The sequence below is a fragment of the Dyella jiangningensis genome (assembly GCF_003264855.1).
Taxonomy (GTDB): domain Bacteria; phylum Pseudomonadota; class Gammaproteobacteria; order Xanthomonadales; family Rhodanobacteraceae; genus Dyella; species Dyella jiangningensis_C.
The window spans coordinates 182,791-202,879 of record NZ_NFZS01000005.1; the positions used below are offsets into that span (position 1 = coordinate 182,791).

Annotated in this window: 16 protein-coding genes; 4 read left to right on the forward strand and 12 right to left on the reverse strand. The window is 67.8% G+C overall.

From position 1 onward, the window contains the following. The 9 genes from CA260_RS18780 to CA260_RS18820 form a co-directional block, all read right to left on the reverse strand. Positions 1–1,611 (reverse strand): ArnT family glycosyltransferase, encoded by a 1,611-nt coding sequence (locus tag CA260_RS18780; RefSeq protein WP_172461913.1) that lies wholly within the window; start codon positions 1,609–1,611, stop codon positions 1–3. 110 nt (positions 1,612–1,721) lie between these two features. Further along, positions 1,722–4,787: an efflux RND transporter permease subunit gene (locus CA260_RS18785; RefSeq protein ID WP_111984597.1), complete on the reverse strand. Its 3,066-nt coding sequence runs from the start codon at positions 4,785–4,787 to the stop codon at positions 1,722–1,724. Next, a complete protein-coding gene (locus CA260_RS18790; protein ID WP_111984598.1) occupies positions 4,784–5,830 on the reverse strand; it encodes an efflux RND transporter periplasmic adaptor subunit in 1,047 nt (348 codons plus the stop codon). The genes CA260_RS18785 and CA260_RS18790 overlap by 4 nt, the downstream gene beginning before the upstream one ends. Then, positions 5,827–7,182 carry a TolC family protein gene (locus CA260_RS18795; protein ID WP_172461914.1) on the reverse strand — a complete coding sequence of 452 codons (1,356 nt, stop codon included), beginning with the start codon at positions 7,180–7,182 and terminating at the stop codon, positions 5,827–5,829. Before CA260_RS18795 ends, CA260_RS18790 begins: the two co-directional genes overlap by 4 nt. A 187-nt stretch (positions 7,183–7,369) precedes the next feature. Continuing rightward, entirely contained in the window at positions 7,370–8,767 is a 1,398-nt protein-coding gene (locus CA260_RS18800) for a sensor histidine kinase (RefSeq protein WP_111984600.1), read from the reverse strand. Beyond that, entirely contained in the window at positions 8,764–9,429 is a 666-nt protein-coding gene (locus tag CA260_RS18805) for a response regulator (RefSeq protein ID WP_111984601.1), read from the reverse strand. Before CA260_RS18805 ends, CA260_RS18800 begins: the two co-directional genes overlap by 4 nt. A 114-nt stretch (positions 9,430–9,543) precedes the next feature. Further along, positions 9,544–10,182, reverse strand: coding sequence for a hydrolase (locus CA260_RS18810; protein WP_111984691.1), 639 nt, complete (start codon positions 10,180–10,182; stop codon positions 9,544–9,546). Positions 10,183–10,239: 57 nt separating this feature from the next. Next, complete coding sequence (locus CA260_RS18815) at positions 10,240–10,920, reverse strand: hydrolase (RefSeq protein ID WP_111984602.1); 681 nt, start codon at positions 10,918–10,920, stop codon at positions 10,240–10,242. Positions 10,921–11,039: 119 nt separating this feature from the next. Next, positions 11,040–11,918, reverse strand: a complete 879-nt coding sequence (locus CA260_RS18820; RefSeq protein ID WP_111984603.1) for a pirin family protein — start codon at positions 11,916–11,918, stop codon at positions 11,040–11,042. Positions 11,919–12,051: 133 nt separating this feature from the next. Here CA260_RS18820 and CA260_RS18825 point away from each other — a divergent pair, with 133 nt between their 5' ends. The 3 genes from CA260_RS18825 to CA260_RS18835 all read left to right on the forward strand — a co-directional run bounded on the left by CA260_RS18825 (position 12,052) and on the right by CA260_RS18835 (position 16,297). After that, positions 12,052–12,954 (forward strand): LysR family transcriptional regulator, encoded by a 903-nt coding sequence (locus tag CA260_RS18825; RefSeq protein WP_111984604.1) that lies wholly within the window; start codon positions 12,052–12,054, stop codon positions 12,952–12,954. 71 nt (positions 12,955–13,025) lie between these two features. After that, complete coding sequence (locus CA260_RS18830; protein ID WP_111984605.1) at positions 13,026–15,446, forward strand: DEAD/DEAH box helicase; 2,421 nt, start codon at positions 13,026–13,028, stop codon at positions 15,444–15,446. Continuing rightward, a complete protein-coding gene (locus tag CA260_RS18835) occupies positions 15,443–16,297 on the forward strand; it encodes a ribonuclease H-like domain-containing protein (RefSeq protein WP_111984606.1) in 855 nt (284 codons plus the stop codon). The genes CA260_RS18830 and CA260_RS18835 overlap by 4 nt, the downstream gene beginning before the upstream one ends. A gap of 91 nt (positions 16,298–16,388) precedes the next feature. Here CA260_RS18835 and CA260_RS18840 read toward each other — a convergent pair whose 3' ends face one another. The 3 genes from CA260_RS18840 to CA260_RS18850 all read right to left on the reverse strand — a co-directional run bounded on the left by CA260_RS18840 (position 16,389) and on the right by CA260_RS18850 (position 19,429). Beyond that, positions 16,389–17,609 carry an SGNH/GDSL hydrolase family protein gene (locus CA260_RS18840; protein ID WP_172461915.1) on the reverse strand — a complete coding sequence of 407 codons (1,221 nt, stop codon included), beginning with the start codon at positions 17,607–17,609 and terminating at the stop codon, positions 16,389–16,391. A 225-nt stretch (positions 17,610–17,834) separates the two neighbouring features. Further along, on the reverse strand, positions 17,835–18,320 hold the full coding sequence (locus CA260_RS18845) for a RidA family protein (protein WP_111984608.1): 486 nt from the start codon (positions 18,318–18,320) through the stop codon (positions 17,835–17,837). Between the two features lie 158 nt (positions 18,321–18,478). Continuing rightward, positions 18,479–19,429: an alpha/beta hydrolase gene (locus CA260_RS18850; protein ID WP_111984609.1), complete on the reverse strand. Its 951-nt coding sequence runs from the start codon at positions 19,427–19,429 to the stop codon at positions 18,479–18,481. A gap of 375 nt (positions 19,430–19,804) precedes the next feature. Between CA260_RS18850 and CA260_RS21225 the strand changes: the two genes are divergently transcribed. After that, positions 19,805–19,963 carry a hypothetical protein gene (locus CA260_RS21225; protein ID WP_172461916.1) on the forward strand — a complete coding sequence of 53 codons (159 nt, stop codon included), beginning with the start codon at positions 19,805–19,807 and terminating at the stop codon, positions 19,961–19,963. Positions 19,964–20,089 lie beyond the last annotated feature (126 nt).

Sequence of the window (20,089 nt, forward strand, 5' to 3'; positions counted from 1 at the left end):
TTACTCGGCGGGCGGTGGGGCCAGTCGATCAAGCAGCGCCGCGTTGGCCTCGACCACCGGCGAAGGCATCAAGCCCACCCAGCCGTTGGCGAGCCTGACGGCGTTCTGCGTTCCTTCCGGCGCTGATCCGCGACCGGCATACGCCAGCAGGATGCCGTCGGGGTGCGCCTTGGCCCAGGCAGAGGGCTGGGTCGCCTCCGGTAACGGCGCGGGCAGCTGCGCGAGGAAGGTGATGACGCCCGGATCGTTGGGTATGCGCGCCACCGGCACGCCTTGCGCCTGCAGTTCGACCACGCGGCGCGCGACCTCTCGCGCATCCAGGGCCCCCAGCGCCTGCAGCCTCACCAGTGGCAGCAAGGCCATCGCCAGCAGCAAGGCCGCCAACGACGCGCGCTGCTCGGCGCGCAGGCCGCGGCTGGTCACGAGGAAAACGATGACCGCGAGCAGCAGGCCCGCGGCCAGCAGGTAGAGCCACACCACCGTGTGTCGCTGCAGGATGCCACGGCCGATGGGTTCGGGGCCAAACATCGCCCACGCCAGCACGCCCGCGACCAAGGCGATCATGATGCCCATGCGTCGGATATCCAGCAGGCCCGGCTCGCTTCTCAGCCAGGCGCCCAGCAGGATGGCCGTGCCCGGCATCAGCGGCAGCAGGTAATGCAGCTGCTTGCCGCTCACCACGCAGAACGCGAGCAACGCCGGTACACAAGCGCATGCGCCGAAGCGCGCGGCGCGCGAGAGCCGTGCGCCGCGCATCGCGTTCGGCAAGCGGCGCCAACGCAGCAGCACGGGCCATGGCAGCAACAGCACGGGCACCCATGGCAGGTACCACCAGACCGGGCGGTTGTGCGCAAAGCTCTGCACTACCCGACCCGCGGTCTGCCGCAGCAGCAGGTTATTGGCATCCGCGGCGCTGAGATGATGGACCGCGGCCCACGCCCAACCGAGCACCGGCAGCGCGCCCAGCACGGCCGTAAGCAACATCGCCAGCACGCGGCGCCATGAAGCGCGCTGCCCTTGAGCTGACCACCATGGCGCCAGGATGATGGGGCCGGCCAGGTGCAGCAGCATCACCGGACCCTTCGCGAGCAGGCCAAGCGCGCTTGCCGCGAACAGCAGCCACAACGCGGCCGGCCGCCCTTCGCTCACGTAATCCGCGATCGCCACGAAGCCGAGCAGCACGCACAGGCACAGCAACACGTCGAACATCACCACGCCGGAGAACAGCACCAGGAAAATCATGCCCAGCAGCATCCAGGGCGCTTGTCCGTTGTCTGCGGGGGAAAGCCGCTTTTCCAGCCGCTGGCACAAAGCCACGCAGCCGAGGCCGCACAACGCCACCAGCGCGCGCGAGGACCACAGCGAAACGCCCAGCACGCTCCAGGCGAGGTTCAACAGCCAGAACAGCAGCGGCGGCTTGTCGAAGTAAGGCGTGCCGTTGAGATGCAGCGTGATCCAGCTGCCGGTCTGGCGCATCTCCCACGCGATGCTCAGGTAACGCGTTTCATCGATGGGCACCGGCGGCAGCACGACGAGCAGCGGCAGCAGCGCGAGCAGCCACAGCGCCGGCGGAATCTGCAGCTGACCGTCACGACGAAACCGGAAGTCCATGTCGTCCATCTTGCGTGGCGTTGCTTACGGGATTCTTAGGTTCACGCGTCATGCCCGCCGCCTCGCGCCGTCGACCGATGAAGGCCACGCGAAGCGACGGCGACGTGCCCTTACTGAAACCCCTTTGTCACACGCCCATCATCAGGTTGGTGTGAACGGCGCGAGGCAAGTCCGATCAGGGTGGGCAGCACCAGCAGCACCAAGGGGTATTGCAGCGTGAGGCCCGCGATGATGGCGATGGCGAGCGGCTGCTGGATGCCAGCGCCCGCGCCCAGTGCGAGCGCCAGCGGCAGCAAGGTGAGAATCGCCGCCAGCGTGGTCATGGTGATCGGGCGCAGGCGATCGCGGCTCGCCGTGCGCAAGGCCTGGTGCAAGGGCATGGTGCGAGCGAGCGTCACGTATTCGGACACGAAGAAGATGGCCATCTCGGTGCCCATGCCGATGATCATGGTCATGCCCATCATCGCGGTGATGTTGAGGTCGACGCCGCACAGCCACAGCGCGATGAACACCGCCGTGGCCGAGAACAGCGAGCACGCCATCACGATGACCGCCAGCCCCGGCCGTCCATACAGGAACAGGAGAAGTACGAATTCGGCCACCAACGCCAGCAGGAACACCTTGGTGAGCCCGACGAACGCGATCTGCTGTTGCTGGTAGAGCCCGCCGAGTTCGTAGCGCATGTCCGCATCCAGCATGCCGGGACGAGCCAGCAGCTTCTTCACGTCGGCGACGGCCGCGCCCATGCCGCGGCCTTCGATGCGCGCGGTGACGGCCACCATCTGCTGCAGGTTCTCGCGCGAGATCTGGGGCTGGCCGTTCTCAGTGGTGATCGTGGCGACGCGGCTGAGCGGAAACACATGGCCGTCCGGCGCACGGATCGGCAAGGCGAGCAATTGCGGCAGGCGCCACTGCATGGCATCAGGCATGCGCACGCGCACGCCCACGCTCTTGGTCGCCTGCGGCAGCTGCGTCGCGACGACGCCGGCGAGCGCGTTGTTCACCGCCTGCGTGATGGCGCCCACCGTCATGCCTTCGACGGTGGCCTTGTCCGCATCGACCTGCACGTTCAACGCATCGCCGGCCAGTTGCACGCCGTCCTTGATTTCCACCACGCCGGGAATGTCGGCCAGCGCCTTGGCAATCTTCTGCGCCTGCGGCACGAGCTGCGTGGGATCGACCGCGTACAGCTTGATCTCGATCGGCTGCGGCACCGCGGTGAGATCGCCGATGAGGTCTTCCATCAACTGCGCCAGCTCCACCTGCACGCCGGGGACTTCGCTCTCCACATGCTGGCGCACGTCGCTCATCACGTCCTCGGTGGCACGCGCATGATCGGGCTTGAGCCGCACGAAGAAATCGCCGTGGTAGGACTGCCCCAGGTCACCGCCGAGGCCAGTGCCCAGGCGGCGCGAGAACGTGTCCACTTCCGGCATGCTGCGCAGGATGCCTTCGACCTGGCCGATCTGCCGCGCGGTTTCAGGCAGCGAGGTGCCGGGCTTGGTGTAGTAGTCCATCACGAAGCCGCTTTCGTCGACGGCGGGCATGAAGCCGGTGGTCACGTGCGTGTAGGCGATGGCGCCGATCACCAGCAACGGGGTGACGATCAGCAACAGCCATGCGGGCCGACGCGACAGCCCGTCATACAGCCGGCCGTGCCAGCGCGACAGCCACTGGTCGTGCGTGAAGCCCGGATCGTGCCAGCGCTTGAAATCCACCAGCCAACGCAGCAGCGGCGGCACCACCCACGCGCTGGCTAGCCAGGACACGGTGAGTGCGGCGGCCATGGTGAGCGACAACGCCTTGGAGAACGATCCGGTCACGCCGCTCAACAGGCCCAGCGGAATGAACACGATCAGCGTGGCCAGGCTCGATCCGGTGAGCGGTGCGAGAAATTCGCGCGCCGCCGGCAGCACCGCTTCCTCGCCACCGCCTTCGGCGGCGCCGGCGCGACGGGCCACGTGCTCCACCATCACGATCACGTCGTCGATCACCAGACCCACGGCGGCGGCGATGCCGCCGAGCGTCATGATGTTGAAGCTCATGCCGAACACTTGCAGCAGCAGCACGGTGACCGCGAGCGTCAGCGGCACCACCACCATCGCGATCAGCGTGACGCGCAGGTTGCGCAGGAACAGCAGCAGCACCGCGGCAGCCAGCAGCAGGCCGATCAGCACGGCGTCGCGCACGCTGTGCGCGGACTCCACCACCAGCTCGCTCTGGTCGTACCAGTTCTTCAGCCTGACGCCGGCAGGCAGGCGGAACGCCGCCAGCTTTTGCCGCACCGCGGCGGCGATCTGCACGGCATTGCCATCCGGCTGCTCGTAGACGTTGAACAGCACGGCGGGCTTGCCGTCCTCGCTTACCTTGACCCATTGCGGCACGTAGCCCGCATGGATATCGGCGACATCGCCAAGGCGCACCCAGCCGTGCGGATCGTTCTTCACCACGATCTTGCGCAGCGCCTCGATGTGCTGCAGCGAATGATCGGCCACCACCAGGTACAACTGGTTGCGATCCTGCAGGCGCCCCACGGCTTCGAGCTGGTTGGCACCGGACAGCGCCGACACCAGGTCATCCAGACCGAGGCCGTATTGCGCGAGCTTGCGCGGATCGGCATCCACCTGCAGTTCGGCGGTCTCGCCGCCCTGCACGTCCACACGCGCCAGTCCATCGACCGACGCCAGCAGCGGCACGATCTGGTATTGCGCAAGATCGCGCAGGGCCACCGGCGACAGGCTGTCCGACTGCAGCGCATACGAGATGATCGGGAACACCGTGGGATCCATGCGCCGCACGTTGTACGTGGCGCCGGGCGGCAGGCTGGGCAGCACGCGTGCGATGGCCGCATCGACCTGCAGGGTGGAGGCGATCATGTCGCGCCCCCAACCGAAATCGACCGAGATCTGTGCCGAACCGCGCGTCGTATCCGAACGCACATTGGCCACGCCGGGCACGGTACGGATGGCTTCCTCGACGGGGCGCGTCAGCAGCAGCGCCGTCTGGTCCGCCGGACGATCGCCGGCATCCAGGTCGACCACCACGCGTGGAAACGACACCTGCGGGAACAGCCCCACCGGCAGCGTGAACGAACTCGCCAGACCCGCCAGCGCCAGCGCAAAGGCCACGATGACGATGGCACGCGCGTGCCTGGCCAGGAACGACGGCATGCTCATGGCTTGGCATCCGGCGCCGAGGTGCGCACGGCCATGCCGTCATCGAGTTGGGTGGCGCCGGTGGTCACCAGCGGCCGATGCGCATCGAGCGCGCCGCTGACCACGCTCACGCTGTCCGATTCGCCGAGCACCTTCACCGGCACGCGCACGGCCTTGCCGTCCGCCACCTGGAAGACCAGGCGTTGGGCATCGTCGCCCTGCAACGCGTCGCGCGGCACCAGCCAGCCCTGCCATTGGCCGACGGTGATGTCCGCGCGGAAGCTTTCGCCGTTCACGGGCTCGCCATCGGGCACCACCTCGACGTCCAGTTGGTGAGTGTGCGGATTCAACGCGCGCGCCACGCGACGCACGGTGCCGTGCATCGGCGCGGAAGCATCCAGCGGCGTCAGCGCGACGGCCGCGCCGGAGGACACGCGTCCCATCGCGTCGCGCTCCATGCCCACGGTCACCACCAGGCCATCGCCGCGTTGCAGGGTAAGCAGCGGCGCACCGGGCTGCAGCTGGTCGCCTTGCGAGGCGTCCACGCTCACCACGGTGCCGTCGAAGGGCGCACTGATGTCCACGGTGGGACTGCGGCCTTGCTGTTGCACCAGGGCGTCGAGATTGGCCTGCGCGTCCTGCAAGGTCTTCTCGGCCTGCTCCTTCTGGTCGCGCGTGGCGAGCTGTTGCGCGAACAGCTCGTCGGTGTGCGCACGTGCGGCGGCCGCCACCTTCTGCGCGGATAGCGCCTGCTGGTAGGCCGCGATGGAGGAAGGCGCGAGCGCGAACGTGAGCAGGCGCTGTCCGCGCTTCACCGGCAAACCGGCCGTCACGTTCCACTGCGCGACGTGACCGGCGGCCTGCACGTTCATCACGTGCGACGCGTCTGCCGCGGGGCCGGCGGTGCCATAGGCCACCACCTGTTCGGGCAGGCTGCCCTGGCGCACCGGCACGGTGGTCACCGCGGCGCTCACGGCGGCTTCTTCCGGCGCTTCGCCACCGGAGCACGCGGCCAGCATCATTGCGGCAAGCGCGGGTATGAGCCATGGCTGACGGAACATCATGGTGCGATCACATCCTGTTCGAGTGAGGTCGGCATGCCCCGACCGACAAGCAATTCCACCGCGGCCTGCTGTTCGAGCATGGCCTGGTCGGTCGCCACCAGCGCCGCCTGGCGGGTAAGCGCCGCGACTTCGAGGTCGACATAGGCACGCATGTCCACCAGGCCGTCCTGCCATGCACGCATGGCCTGGGCCGCGGCGCGCGTGGCGTCGTCCTGCGCGGGCAGCAGTGCCTGGCGTTGTCGCTGCAGCTGCGCGTACTGATCGAGCAGCGCATCCACCTCGTCGCGCGAGGTCGCCATGCGCACCGTGTATTCCTGGTGCAACTGCTCGCGCGTGGCCTTGGCGATCGCCACGTTGCCCTGGTTGCGATCGAAGATCGGCAGCGCGAACGACACCGCCGGGCCGCCGTTGCGCACGCGGCTGTTGTCCTGCGAAGCGTCGTAACCGATGGAAAGCGGCGGGAACTGCGCGAGCACGGCGGCGCGCAGCGTCGCCTCCTGCGCCCGATAACCCAGCTGCAGCGCAACCAGATCGGGCCGGCGGCGGCTGATGCCCTCGGCCTGCTCGCGGATCGACGCGGCATCGAGATCCGACGGAGCGAGCGGCGTGGCAAGCGGCACGGCGACGCCGGGCTTCAGGCCCAGCAGCGCGGCGAGTTGCTGCTGCTGGTCGAGCTGGCGGCGCTGCAGGTCATGCATGGCCGTGCGCGCATCGGCGGCGGCGGAAAGATCCGATGCCACCGTCACGCGATCGACGTTGCCGGCACCGATCGCCTGGGTAATGCGCGATTCGCGCTTCGCCAGCAGGTCCAGCGCCCGTTGCTGCAGATCGAGCTGGCGCTGCCCCTCGACGAGATCGATCACCAGCAAGCGCGCCTTGCCGATCGTCTGCCATTCCTCCCACAGCAGGCTCGCATCCACTTCGTCGGCGGTGGCCCTGGCGGCCTCGCGCCGCGGCTTGAGCGTGATGAGCGAGGTGATGTCCTGGGTGATCGATGCCGTCCACGCGGTGGCGTCGCCGGGGCCCGAGAGCAGGTAGCCGATGCTGCCGCCAATCACGGGATTGGGCAGCACGCTGTCCTGCTGGCGCTGCGCCTGCGCCGCCTGGTGACGTGCGCGCGCACTCCTGAGATCGGGATTGTTGAGCAGCACCAGGCGCTCGACTGCATCCGCACTGAGCGGTGCCATCGTCGCGTCATAGCCGCGTAGCTGCGACAGCGACGATGCCGACGCTGCCTGCTCCGGCAGTGGATGGGCGTGATAGGTGGCGCAGCCGGCCAGGCAGGCACCGGCCGTCACGACCATGGCGCGGCCACAGGCCTTCAGGAGCGCGGGGGGGAATGGCAATCGCACCGGCAGTCCGTACCGTTGGGGAGCACACACCCTAACGTTATTGCCTTAGCTTTCTCTTTGCTGCGTGCCGCAAGGCCTAGGCAGCCCAACGCCTGCCGCCGTTTCGCCGGGCCCGACCCGACAACGTGGCCGAAGAGCAAATTCCTGCGATCGGGCCTTGCCACATGCCAGGTCCGGATGATGAGGTTCAGGCCGCCAGCGGCATCCGCACGCTGACGCGCAAGCCGCGGCCGAATGGGGAATCGAGCAGCTCGATGGAGGCGCCGTGCAACTGCGCCGCGCGCTGCACGATGGAAAGCCCCAGGCCGTAGCCGTCGCCGCGACTGCCGGCTTCGCGATGGAAGCGGGCGAACACGGCAGCTCGACGCTCCGGCGGAATACCCTCGCCATTGTCGATGACGTCGATCACGGCCTTGCCCTGATCGCTCGCCACGGCGAATTGCACCCGGCCGCCGCCGGGTACGTGCCGCAACGCGTTTTCCAGCAGGTTGCGCATGAGCGCGGCGAGCGCGACCTCATGCCCGCGGACGGGCACGGGCCGGTCCGGAAGTTCCACGTCCAGCTCCACGTCGCTTTCGGCAATCAGCGGCGACAATTCCTCGATCACCGTCCTGGCCACCGCGGCCAGGTCGACGGTGCTGCGCTCGCCATCGCGGAAGCTGGCTTCCAGCCTGGCCAGCGACAACAACTGCTCCACGCGCCGGGCCAGCGCCGCGAGGCTTTCTCGTGCACCCGCGAGTGCCACGTCGGCCTCATGCGTGTCGCGCGTCGCTTCGGCGTTTTCGAGATTGATCATGGTCGAGGCCAGCGGCGTGCGCAGTTCGTGCGCCACGTCCGCGCTGAAGCGGCGCTCTCGCTCGAGCGCTTCCTCCAGCCGGGCGAACTGGTCGTTGAGCGCGGCCAGCACGGGTTCGAGTTCGCGCGGCGCATCGGCCACCGTCAAGGTCTCCTGGCTGCCGGGTTTGCGCGACGCCAGCAACGCAGCCAGTGCATCCAGCGGCCGCAGGCCGCGCTTCACCGCCCAGCCCACCAGCAGCGCCAGCAAGGGCAGCGCGATCAACGGCGGCAGCGCGTATTCCATCCACAGTGCGCGCGTGATGTCGCGTCGACTGTCGTAACGCTCGGCGGAGCGGATGATCACGCCTTCGGGCGTCGCCGGCAGCGTGAAGAGACGCCAGCGGTAATGGCCCAGCTGCACGTCTTCATAGCCGACACGGTCCTTGCCGGGCGGCGGCAGGTCGGCGATGTTGCCCGTCACCATCAGCAGGCGACCTTGCATGTCGAACACCTGGAAGCCGACCTCGGATTCGTAGGTCTCTTCGTGCAGCAACAGCTCCTGCCTGGATTTGGCCTCGATCGGCACCACCACGCCGCCCTCGCCCGCCTTGCGCCGGATCGCCTCGAGGCCGACGTTGCCGATCATGGTCTGCAGCGTGCGCGCCGATTGCGCCAGTCGCCCGTCGGACAATTCGTCGACTTCGTGGATGGTGCGCTTGAAGCTCAATACGCCCAGCGGCAGCAGCACCACGGCGATCACGCCCAGGATCAGCCAGCGCAGTCGGGATCGCAGGCTGCCGGGCCTCACTTCGGATCCCGCGGGACCATGTAACCGAAGCCGCGCACGTTGCGGATGGTTTCGAAGCTGAGCTTGCGGCGCAGCGAATGCACCAGCACTTCCAGCGCGTTGTTGCCCACCACGTGATCCAGTCCGTACAGCGAGTTTTCCAGGCTTTCGCGGCGCACCAGCTTGCCGGCGTTCTCCATCAGCGCCTGCAGCAGCGCGAACTCGCGACGCGTGAGGTCCACCGGCGCACCGCGGAACGTCACCTCCGACGTACCCACGTCCAGGCTCAGCGCGCCTACCTCGATGCGGTTCACCGCCAGCCCTCGCATGCGGCGGCTGAGCGAGCGGATGCGTGCGGCCAGCTCATCCACGTGGAAGGGCTTGGTGAGGTAATCGTCGGCGCCCGCGTCCAGGCCGTCCACGCGGGCGGAGACGCCATCACGCGCGGTCATCACCAGCACCGGCGTATCGATGTGCGCGCGGCGCGCTTCCGTCAGCACCTCGATACCGTCCCGCCCTGGCAGGCCCAGGTCCAGCAGGATGAGGTCCGCCGAGCGGTCGCGGATGGCGCTCAACGCGGAGCGCCCGTCGCGCAGCCACGACACGGTGTAACTCAGCCGCTCCAGCGCACGCTGGATGGCGGCCCCGAGCTGCGCGTCGTCTTCGACCAGAAGGATGTGCACGAACCGTTGGCTCCCGTGGCAGCGCCGACGACAGCCATTATGCGGGAGCCGACTTATGAATGACTTAAATGCCGCCCTCCCCGCTCGCGTCGACGGAGAGGACAACGCCGTGCCTCACTCCCTGTCGTAGGCGAACTGGATGCCCGCCGTGCCGCCGGTCTCGATGAACAGGTTGATGAAGGCCGGCACGGTATCCTTGCGCTGCCAGTCGCGCTGCAGCTCGCAGAACAGCTGGGCCACGCTGATCATCTTGCCGCCGGCCTGCTCGATGCGGCGCAGCGCCATCTCGTGCGCCGCGACCGACGTGCCGCCCACGGCATCGGCCACCACGTACACCTCGTAGCCTTCGCGCAAGGCATCGAGGGCGGGGAACGTAAGGCACGCTTCCGTCCACAACGCCGTCATGATGAGCTTCTTGCGTCCCGTGGCCTCGACGGCCTTGCGGAATTCCACGTCTTCCCACGAGTTGATGCTGGTGCGGTCGTAGGTGGGCTGCTTGTCCAGCACCTTGCGCAGCTGCGGGATCGGCGGCTTGTTGAGGCCCGTCTTCACGTTGACGGTGGAATGCACGATCGGCAGGCCGTACGCCACCGCGGCCTTCGCGGTGCCGACGATGTTGTTCACCAGCAGCTGGCGATCCATCGACGCGATGGAATTCACCTGCACGGGCTGGTAGTCGATGATCACGAAGGCCGCGTTCTGCGGCGTGAGCAGTTCGTCCTTGAGCGGATCGCGGATGGGTTCACTGGCCATGGTCATGTCTCCTGGGGTGAAAGAGCGCGCGAGGCGCCGGATGGGTGAGCGCCCGGATCAGGCGCGGTCGGAATCGAGGATCTCGTGTTGCGTGGCGACGTCCTGCGCCTTCAGGTAGCTCTCGATCAGCAGGCGATACGGCGGAAACACCTGCGTATAGGCGTCGGCCCACTGCTGCGCGTCGTCGCGATGCCAGGTCTGCTGCAGTTCGGACAACACGGCGGCCGTGTCGATGGGCACCACGCCGGCCTGCACAACGCGCGCGAGCGTGACCTCCTGCGCCATCTTCGAATAGGTGCCCGACGCATCGATGACGGCGAACACGCGATAGCCCTCATGCACCGCGCTGATGCTGGGAAAGGCCATGCACACACTGGTGATGGTGCCGGCGACGATCAGCGTGCCCTTGCCGGTGGCCTTCACCGCATCGACGAAATCGGGGTTGTCCCACGCGTTGATCTGGCCCTTGCGCGCCACGTATTTCGCGTGCGGCGCCAGCGCGTGGATCTCGGGAATCAGCGGACCGTTCGGACCCTGCGGCACCGAGGCCGTGGTGATCACCGGCATGCCGGTCAGCGTGGCGGCCTTGGCCAGGGCGATGACGTTCGCGCGCAGTGTGGTCATCGGCATGTCTGCCACGGTCTGGAACAGGCCGCTCTGGTGGTCGATCAGCAACATCGCCGTGTCGGCGACGTCGATGGTGGGGATCTTGCCGTTGAAGTTCGCGGGAGCGCTCATGCTGCACCTTCGGGTGTGGAGTGAAGGACAAAGCCCGGCCGTGCCCGGCGACGGTGTCGCCAGCAGAAGCGGCAGGGAGAAAACCGTCGCGCCGGGTCAGTGGGCGCGACGGGCAGAACTCAGGACCCGCCTTGCGGGGGGATGCGGCCGAAGCGGCCGTTGCTGAAATCGTCGATGGCCTGGTGGATCTCGGCGATCGTGTTCATCACGAACGGCCCGCGTCCGACGATCGGCTCGTTCAGCGGCTCACCGCCCAGCACCAGCAAGGTGGCGTTGCTGTTCGCCTCGATCACCACGTCGGTGCCGTCGCGATCGAGCATCACCATCTGCGCGTCCCGCGCCACCTGGCCGCCGTTCACCTGCACGGTGCCGCGCAGCACGATCAATGCCGCGGTCTGGCCGGCCGGCAACGCCAGGCGCGCCTGCCGCCCCGCGTTGAGGCGCACATCCCACACGTTGATCGGGCTGAAGGTCTGGGCCGGGCCGCGATGGCCGTCGTAGTCGCCCGCGATCACGCGTACCCGGCCGGCGCCTTGCGGCAGGTCCACCGAGGGAATCTCGCCGTCGAGCAGAGTCTGGTAACGCGGCGCGTCCATCTTGTGCTTCGCCGGCAGGTTCACCCACAGCTGCACCATCTCCAGCACGCCGCCGGTGCGGGTGAACTCGGCCGAGTGGAATTCCTCGTGCAGGATGCCCGAGCCCGCCGTCATCCACTGCACGTCGCCCGGGCCGATGCGGCCGCCGGCGCCGGTGGAGTCGCGGTGTTCCACCTCGCCCTCGTAGACGATGGTGACCGTCTCGAAGCCGCGGTGCGGATGCTCGCCCACGCCACGCGGACGGTCGCCGGGCTTGAAGTGCAGCGGGCCGGCGTAGTCCAGCAGCAGGAACGGGCTGAGATGCTCGCCGTGGCTGTCGTAGGAAAACAGCGAGCGCACGGGGAAACCGTCGCCCACCCAATGGCCGTGGGGCGCACTGTAAAGGCCAAGCACCTTCTTCATGGAAGTCTCCGGTTTGGGCCGCGCCAGAGGGCGCCGCTCCATTGACAGGGGACGATACGCTTGGAACGATGAGTCCAGTAGACGGCAATTTTCGCTTCCTGCGTTCCATATTTAGAACGATAGGCAGACATCCATGCGCGACCTCAACGACCTGTACTACTTCGCCCAGGTGGTCGAGCACCAGGGATTTGCGCCGGCCGGGCGCGCCCTGCGCATTCCCAAATCCAAGCTCAGCCGGCGGGTGGCGCTGCTGGAAGAGGAGCTGGGCGTACGCCTGATCCAGCGCTCGTCCCGCCGCTTCTCGGTGACCGAGATCGGCCAGGAGTTCTACCGACACTGCCGCGCCATGCTGGTGGAGGCGAATGCGGCAGACGAGGTGATCGCCCTGCGCAGCGCCGAGCCGCAGGGCGTGGTGCGGCTGAGCTGTCCCATCGCGCTGCTGCATGCGCGTGTCGGCGACATGCTGGCCGAATTCATGCGGCGCCATCCCAAGGTGACTCTGCTGCTGGAAAGCACCAACCGGCGCGTGGACGTGATCGCCGAAGGCTTCGACATCGCCATCCGCGCGCGCCCACCGCCGCTGGAAGACAGCGACCTGGTGATGCGCGTGTTTGCCGAACGCAGCTGGCGACTGGTGGCGAGCCCGACGCTCATCGCCGCGTTGGGCCGGCCCACCGTGCCGGCGGACCTCAACCGCTTCCCCACCGTGGACACCGTGCCGCCGGCGGGGCATCACACCTGGGAACTGGACGGCCCCAACGGCGCGCGCGCCACGCTGCACCACACGCCGCGCATGGTCACCGACGATCTCATCGCGCTGCGTGCGGCGGCCGTCCACGGCGTCGCCATCACCCAGCTGCCCAGCATGGTGGTGACCGACCAGCTCAAGACGGGCGAACTGGAGGAACTGCTGCCGGGCTGGTCGCCGAAGCTTGGCATCGTGCACGCGGTGTATCCCTCGCGCCGCGGCATGCTGCCGGCGGTGCGGACCTTGCTCGACTTCCTGGCCGAACGGATGCGCGCGGCGGACGACTAGTGCGCTTCACGTCTCACCGGATGAGACGGCCACCGGCTGCAATGCCGCTCCCTGCCGGATGGAGCGCGCCGATGAATGCCTTGCCCAACCCTCTCGCCCGCCGCGCGGTGCGGCAGGACGGCGCCCTGGCCGCGCCCGTGATCGGTGGCGATGAGCTGGCGGGTCGGCTGGTCAAGCGCTACGGCGATCGCATCACCGGCTCGTTCGTGCAACCCGCGCGCGAAGGCCGCTTCGCGCCGTTGCCCGGCGACATGCCGTCCGCATTGGCGCAGGCGCTACGCTCACGCGGCATCGAACAGCTCTACGACCACCAGGCGCAGGCCTGGAACGCCACCGCGGCCGGCAAGCACGTGGTGATCGCCACGCCCACCGCGTCGGGCAAGTCACTGTGCTACACGCTCCCGGTGATCAGCGCGGCGATCCGCCAGCGCGCCAAGGCGCTGTTCCTGTTTCCCACCAAGGCGCTCGCGCAGGACCAGGTCGCCGAGTTGCTGGAGCTCAACCAGGCCGGCGGGCTGGGCGTGAAAGCCTTCACCTTCGACGGCGATACGCCGGGTGACGCGCGCCAGGCGATCCGCCTGCATGGCGACATCGTGGTGAGCAATCCGGACATGCTGCACCAGGCGATCCTGCCGCATCACACCAAGTGGGCGCAGTTCTTCGAGAACCTGCGCTATATCGTCATCGACGAGGTGCACACCTATCGCGGCGTGTTCGGCTCGCACGTGGCCAACGTGCTGCGCCGCCTGCAGCGCGTGTGCGCGTTCTACGGCGTGTCGCCGCAATTCATCCTGTGCTCGGCCACCATCGGCAATCCCGCCGAGCACGCCAGCGCGCTGATCGAGCAGCCGGTTACCGCCATCACCGAGAGCGGCGCGCCGGTGGGCGAGAAGCACGTACTGCTGTGGAACCCGCCGGTGGTGAACCCCGACCTCGGCCTGCGCGCCTCGGCGCGTTCGCAATCCAACCGCATCGCGCGCACGGCGATCCGCGCGGGCCTGAAGACGCTGGTGTTCGCGCAATCGCGGCTGATGGTGGAAGTGCTCACCAAGTACCTCAAGGACGTGTTCGACAGCGACCCGCGCAAGCCGCCGCGCATCCGCGCCTATCGCGGCGGCTACCTGCCGACCGAACGCCGCGCCGCCGAACGCGAGATGCGCGCGGGACAGGTGGACGGCATCGTCAGCACTTCGGCGCTGGAGCTGGGCGTGGACATCGGTGCGCTGGACGTGGTGGTGCTCAATGGCTACCCCGGCAGCGTCGCCGCGACGTGGCAGCGCTTCGGCCGCGCCGGTCGCCGCCAGCAGGCGTCGCTCGGCGTGCTGGTCGCGAGCAGCGATCCGCTGGACCAGTACCTCGTGCGCCATCCCGAATTCTTCCAGGGCGCGCCACCGGAACATGCGCGCATCGCGCCCGACCAGCCGCTGATCCTGCTCGATCACATCCGCTGCGCGGCATTCGAACTGCCGTTCCGCGACGGCGAACTGTACGGCCCGCAGGACGCCACGCCGTGGCTGCAGGTATTGGGTGAGGAAGGCGTGCTGCACCAGGAAGGCGAGCGCTTCGAATGGATCGCCGACAGCTATCCCGCCAATGCGGTGTCGCTGCGCTCGGTGGCCGACGGCAACTTCGTGGTGGTGGATCGCACCGAAGGCCGGCAGACCATCGTGGCGGAAGTGGATTTCAGCGCAGCCTCGCTCACGCTGTACGAAGGCGCCATCCACATGATCCAGTCGGTGCCCTACCAGGTGGAAAAGCTGGACTGGACCGGCCGCAAGGCCTACGTCACGCGTACGCAGGTCGACTACTACACCGACGCCATCGACTACACCAAGCTCAAGGTGCTGGAAGCGTTCGATGGCTCGCCCGCCGGCCGCGGCAGCGCGCACCACGGCGAAGTGCACGTGGCGCGCCGCGTGGCGGGCTACAAGAAGATCCGCTACTACACGCACGAGAACATCGGCTACGGCCCGGTGAATCTGCCCGACCTGGAACTGCACACCACCGCCGTGTGGTGGCAGCTGCCGCAGCGTGCGCTGGAACAGGCCTTCGATCACCGGCAGGAAGCGCTGGATGGTTTTCTCGCCGCGGCGCATGCGTTGCACATCGTCGCCACCGTCGCCGTGATGGCCGAGGCGCGCGACCTGCAGAAGGCGGTGGGCAGCGGCGACGGCGCGTGGTTCGCCACGCCCGATGCCAACGGCCGTGCGCAGATGCGATCGAGCTTCGGCGACGGCGATGCCGCGCTGCAGGGACCGTTCGTACCGACGCTGTACCTGTACGACGCGTTCCCCGGCGGCGTCGGCCTGAGCGCACCGCTGTACGAACGGCGCGAAGATCTCGTGCGCTTCGCCCGCGAACTGGTGCATCGCTGCGACTGCCGCGCCGGCTGCCCCGCCTGCGTCGGTCCCGTGCTAGCCGTGGACGAGCAGCAGGAGCGCTCGCTCAAATCGCTCGCCACGCGCGTGCTCGACCTCATCGTCGCCCTGTGAGCGCGCTTGCCGACAAGCTGCGTGGCCTGCGCCGCCAGGCCGGCGTTGCGGCGCCCGCCGCGGACGACCCGCGCCCCGCACGACGTTCCGCGCCCTTGCCCGACAACCTTCGCGCCCTGCTTGGCGTTCGACACCGCGTCGCCGCATCGCCACGCAAGGCGACGACGGCACCGGCATCACTGCCCGGCCGCACGCTCGCTCCCGGCCTGCAGCTGTGCGAGGCGAACAGCGCGTGGCCGCCCGCGCCGCCCACGTTCCATGCGCAATTCGCCAAGCTCGATGCATGGATCGAACCGGAGCGCCTGCTGCTGTTCGATACCGAGACCACGGGCCTGTCCGGCGGCACCGGCACGCGTGCCTTCATGATCGGCGTGGGCGATTGGCACGAAGGGCATTTTCGCGAGCGGCAACTGCTGATCACCACGCTCGCCGGCGAAGCGGCCATGCTCGATTGCTTCGCCGCCTGGCTGAAGCCCGAAAGCGTGCTGGTCAGCTACAACGGCAAGTCCTACGACGCACCGTTGCTCAAGACGCGCTTTCGCCTGCAACGCCGCGCCAGCCCGCTGGATGGCCTGATGCACATCGACCTGCTGCATCCGGTGCGGCGCCGTTGGCGCGGCGCGTGGGAAAACTGCCGTCTTGCCACCGCGGAGCGCCAGTTGCTGCAGGTAGTGCGCGAAGACGACCTGCCCGGCTCGGAAGCACCGGCCGCGTGGCTCGGCTTCCTGCGTGGCGGCTCGGCCGCGCCGTTGCATCGCGTGGCCCACCACAACAGCCAGGACCTGCGCAGCCTCGGCGGCATCCTCCAGCAGTTCGCATCGCCGCAGGAGGAGTTTCTTCCCCGCGAGTGAAGTTCCGTCTGCAATTCCCTTTAGCCGTCCGTATGAAACCTGCTTCCCAAGCAGGCCAGCGGCCACGGAACATGAAGGCCGCCTTCGGAACTCAATGCTTCATGCTGAAGAGTCCGACGTCGATCGCCTCGGCCATGGCCTTGTAGCCCGCACCATTGGGGTGAAGATGATCGCCGCTGTCGTAGGCGGGGAGCATGCGATCGGTTTGCGACGGATCGCGTACGGCCTTGTCGAAGTCGATCACCGCGTCGAACGCACCGCCATGGCGTATCCACTCGTTGACCGCCTTGCGCTTCGCTTCGTTCGCGGCGGAATGGTAGGGCCAGGAGGCGCCTCGGAAGGGCGTCAGCGTGGCGCCGTAAATGCGGATGCCGCGGGCGTGCGCGCGCTGGATCAGCGTCTTCATGCCGCCGGTGATCTGCTCGAGGCTCACGCGATCGTCCGGCTTTGACTGGGGGCCCGAACTGCCGATGTCGTTGATGCCTTCGAGCAGTACGATCCAACGCACGTTCGCCTGGTCCAGCGCATCGCGATCGAAACGCGACAAGGCACTGGGGCCGAAATCATCATGCAGGATGCGGTTGCCGCCGATACCCGCATTGGCCACGCCGATGCCGTGGAAGCGCTCATCGGCCTGCAGTTGCGCGGCGAGCACGTCCGGCCAGCGCTGCTGCGCGTCGGCGTTCGAGCCCACGCCGTCGGTGATGGAATCGCCGAACGCCACGATCGTCGCGCCCTCCGCTGCCGGCGCCACGTCGACGTCCGTGAGGAAGAACCGGCTGCCGTTCGTCTCCGTACCCGGAAACTGCGCCGACGCCGTGGCATCGCCCTGCTCGGTCAGGTACGCCGTCGCGAGCCCCGCGCTATGGATGGTGGAGGGCACGCCGCCATTCGCCGGCACGTACAGGCTGACGGCCAACGCCTGCAGCGGCTTGACCGGCATCTCGACCGGATCGCTCCACCTGGCCTCGCCCTTGGCGAGCGTCGTCGTCGGCTTGCCGTCGAACAGCACGGCGTGATCCGTACCAGGCGCGGTAGCGCCACCTTCCGTGTGGGAGGCCACGTGCACGGGCCCGATCGTCAACGGGCCGTTGCCATCGAGGTTGGACAGTCGCAGGCGCAAGGCCGTGCCGCCCGCACTGATGCGCACCACCTGCCGGATCGTCTGGCCGGACACCACCGGGCCCGCTGCATCAGGCGACGCCGACCACGTACCGACCCAGTGCGGCTCGCCGGCCGTCGCTGCGAAGGCCGATGCGAGACAGAGTGAGCAGGACAGTCCAAGGACGATGCGAAGCAGCGGGCGATGCATGGTGTCTCCTCCAATCGCGGTCGGGACGCGTCTTTGCGCTGAAGCGCAAGACCATAGCAAACCGCGTTGCCGTGGGCATGAAAGCCGCCTGCAGGCCGATCGACCACGCACGCTCCAGATCGCTTCCGGATCAGCCGGATATTTGCCTATGACGTCGCGACACATTCGCGGCATCTCGCATCGTCCACGAGATGCGGACGCTGCGAGCCCGGCAAGATGCAGGCTTCACGGATGCAGCGACAGCTCGGCCTCGATCTCCACCGGCATATGGAACGGAAGCTCCGCCATGCCCACGGCGCTGCGCGTATGGGCGCCACGCTCGGGACCGTACAACTCGAGGATGAGGTCCGAGAAGCCGTTGATGACGCCGGGCTGCTGCGCGAACCCCGGCGCGGAATTGACCATGCCGAAGACGCGGTGCCAGCGGCGCACCCTGTCCAGGTCGCCGATGGCTCGCTGGATGCTCGCGAGCATCGACAGCGCGACCAGTCGCGCCGCGTGATAACCCTGTTCGAGCGTGAGATCGGCGCCCACCTTGCCGAACGGTTCCGCCAGGGAGCCATCGGCGGCCTGTGGCCCATGGCCGGACGCCAGCACCCTCAAGCCATCCACCTGCACGACATCGAAGGGCAGCGACAGATGGGCTGGCACCGGAAACGGTGGAGGCAACACCAGGCCCAGCGCTTGCAGACGACGTTCGATATCGCTCATCGGTGTCTTCCTGTGTATCCCGAGGCCGTGGAAAGAGCCGGCCATAAGTTTGGACGTCCATTCCAGTCGAAACCCGGGGCGCCCATGGCGTACCCATCCAAGCTTAGCCGAGCACCTCCTCGCGTGCTCGCTGGCCTCGACACCGGATCGCAGTGTCGCTATGGCTCTACCGCCGGAAGAATGCCCAGGCTGCCCATCCACGTTTCGGCCAGCGCGGGCCAATGCGTGATCGGCAGCGAGGTGGGCCTCAGGCCGAAGGCGTGGCCTCCGTGCGGATAGACGTGCAGCTCGGCCGGCACGTCCGCGCGCTTCAGGGCGTTGTAATAGACCAGCGCCTGGTCCACGCCATCCACGTGATCGTCTTCCGCCTGCAGCACGAACGTCGGCGGCGTGTCGTGGGACACCGGCAAGTGCGGATTGAACTTGCCGCTGTCGGTCGCCAGATGCCCCGGATAGATGGCCAAGGCGAAATCCGGGCGACTGCTTTCCCTGTCCACCGCGTCGATCGGCGCATAGCTGCGCAGCTTGAACTGCGTGCTGACTTCCGCCACCAGGAAACCGCCGGCGGAGAACCCGAGCACGCCCACCTTGTGCGCATCGATGTGCCAGTCCGCCGCGTGCGCGCGCACCAGCCTCAGTGCGCGCTGCGCATCCTGCAATGAGGGCATCGACAAGTTGAAATTGTGCGGGCGGCAATCGCAATGCCAGTCATAGGGCGCGCTGGGCACGCGATATTTCAGCAGCACGCAGGTGACGCCCCTGGTGGTCAGCCAGTCGCAGACATCCGTGCCTTCCAGATCGATGGCCAGCATTTCGAAGCCGCCACCAGGAAAGACCACCACGGCGGCGCCGGTGTTCTTTCCCTGCGGCGCATAGACCGTCATCGTAGGCTGCGACACATTCCTGACGCCGGTCACCGTCTTGCCGCCGATCAGCGCCGCGGGATTCGTATCCACCTTCTCCGGCCCGGGCATCGCCACCGCGCCCGGTGGCGTGCCAGGCCACAGCGACAGCTGCGTGTGCCCGGCAGCGGGTTGCCACACCGTCGTTTCCGCGTGCACACCTGCGCAGCCGGCAAGCAGGCACAGTGCCGTCAACCATGACCTCATGGCGCATCCTCCTCGTTTGATGCCTGGAACGTACGGATCGCGAGAAAAGCCAGCCCTCCCGCCCCGCGACCGGAGCATGCGGGCGAGATCGGGCACTTTCGCGCCAGGCCGGAGGAAATCTCCGGGCAAGCCGGACGCACGTTCCTGATGGCACCAGAGCGCGCACCGGGACGCTGCGAAAGTCGCAGCCGAGTTGGCTGTCACCGTGCCTGACTTCGTCCGACACACGCGACCGCACCACGTTTCCGCAGGTTGGTGAGCGCCTGCGCGTTTTGCCACATGCGCTTTCTTGCCGCGCCGAGCTGATCCAGACCGCTGTCAAACTTTGCGCCACCACCACTTTCCTACGCGCGGGCGATGCCCGGCGACCTACCCATGATGAAGTTCAAGTTCAAGAAGCCCTCCGGCATGGCACTCGTGCTGACCCTGCTGTCACTCCTGTGCATCACCATCTATGGCGCCATCGCCTTCGGGCTCGCGTCGCAGATCGGCAAGGCACCCGGCGTCGTGCACGGCGTCACCGCCGACGATTGAGACGTCTTCATAAGAAGGCGCCCACGACTTTCGGGTATGGCACCACAGCCAAGCGCAACGGTTCATCGCGCTTCATTGCCGCGCGTCATGCCGGCGGCGGCCATGTCCCGGGAGGGAGTCGCCCCA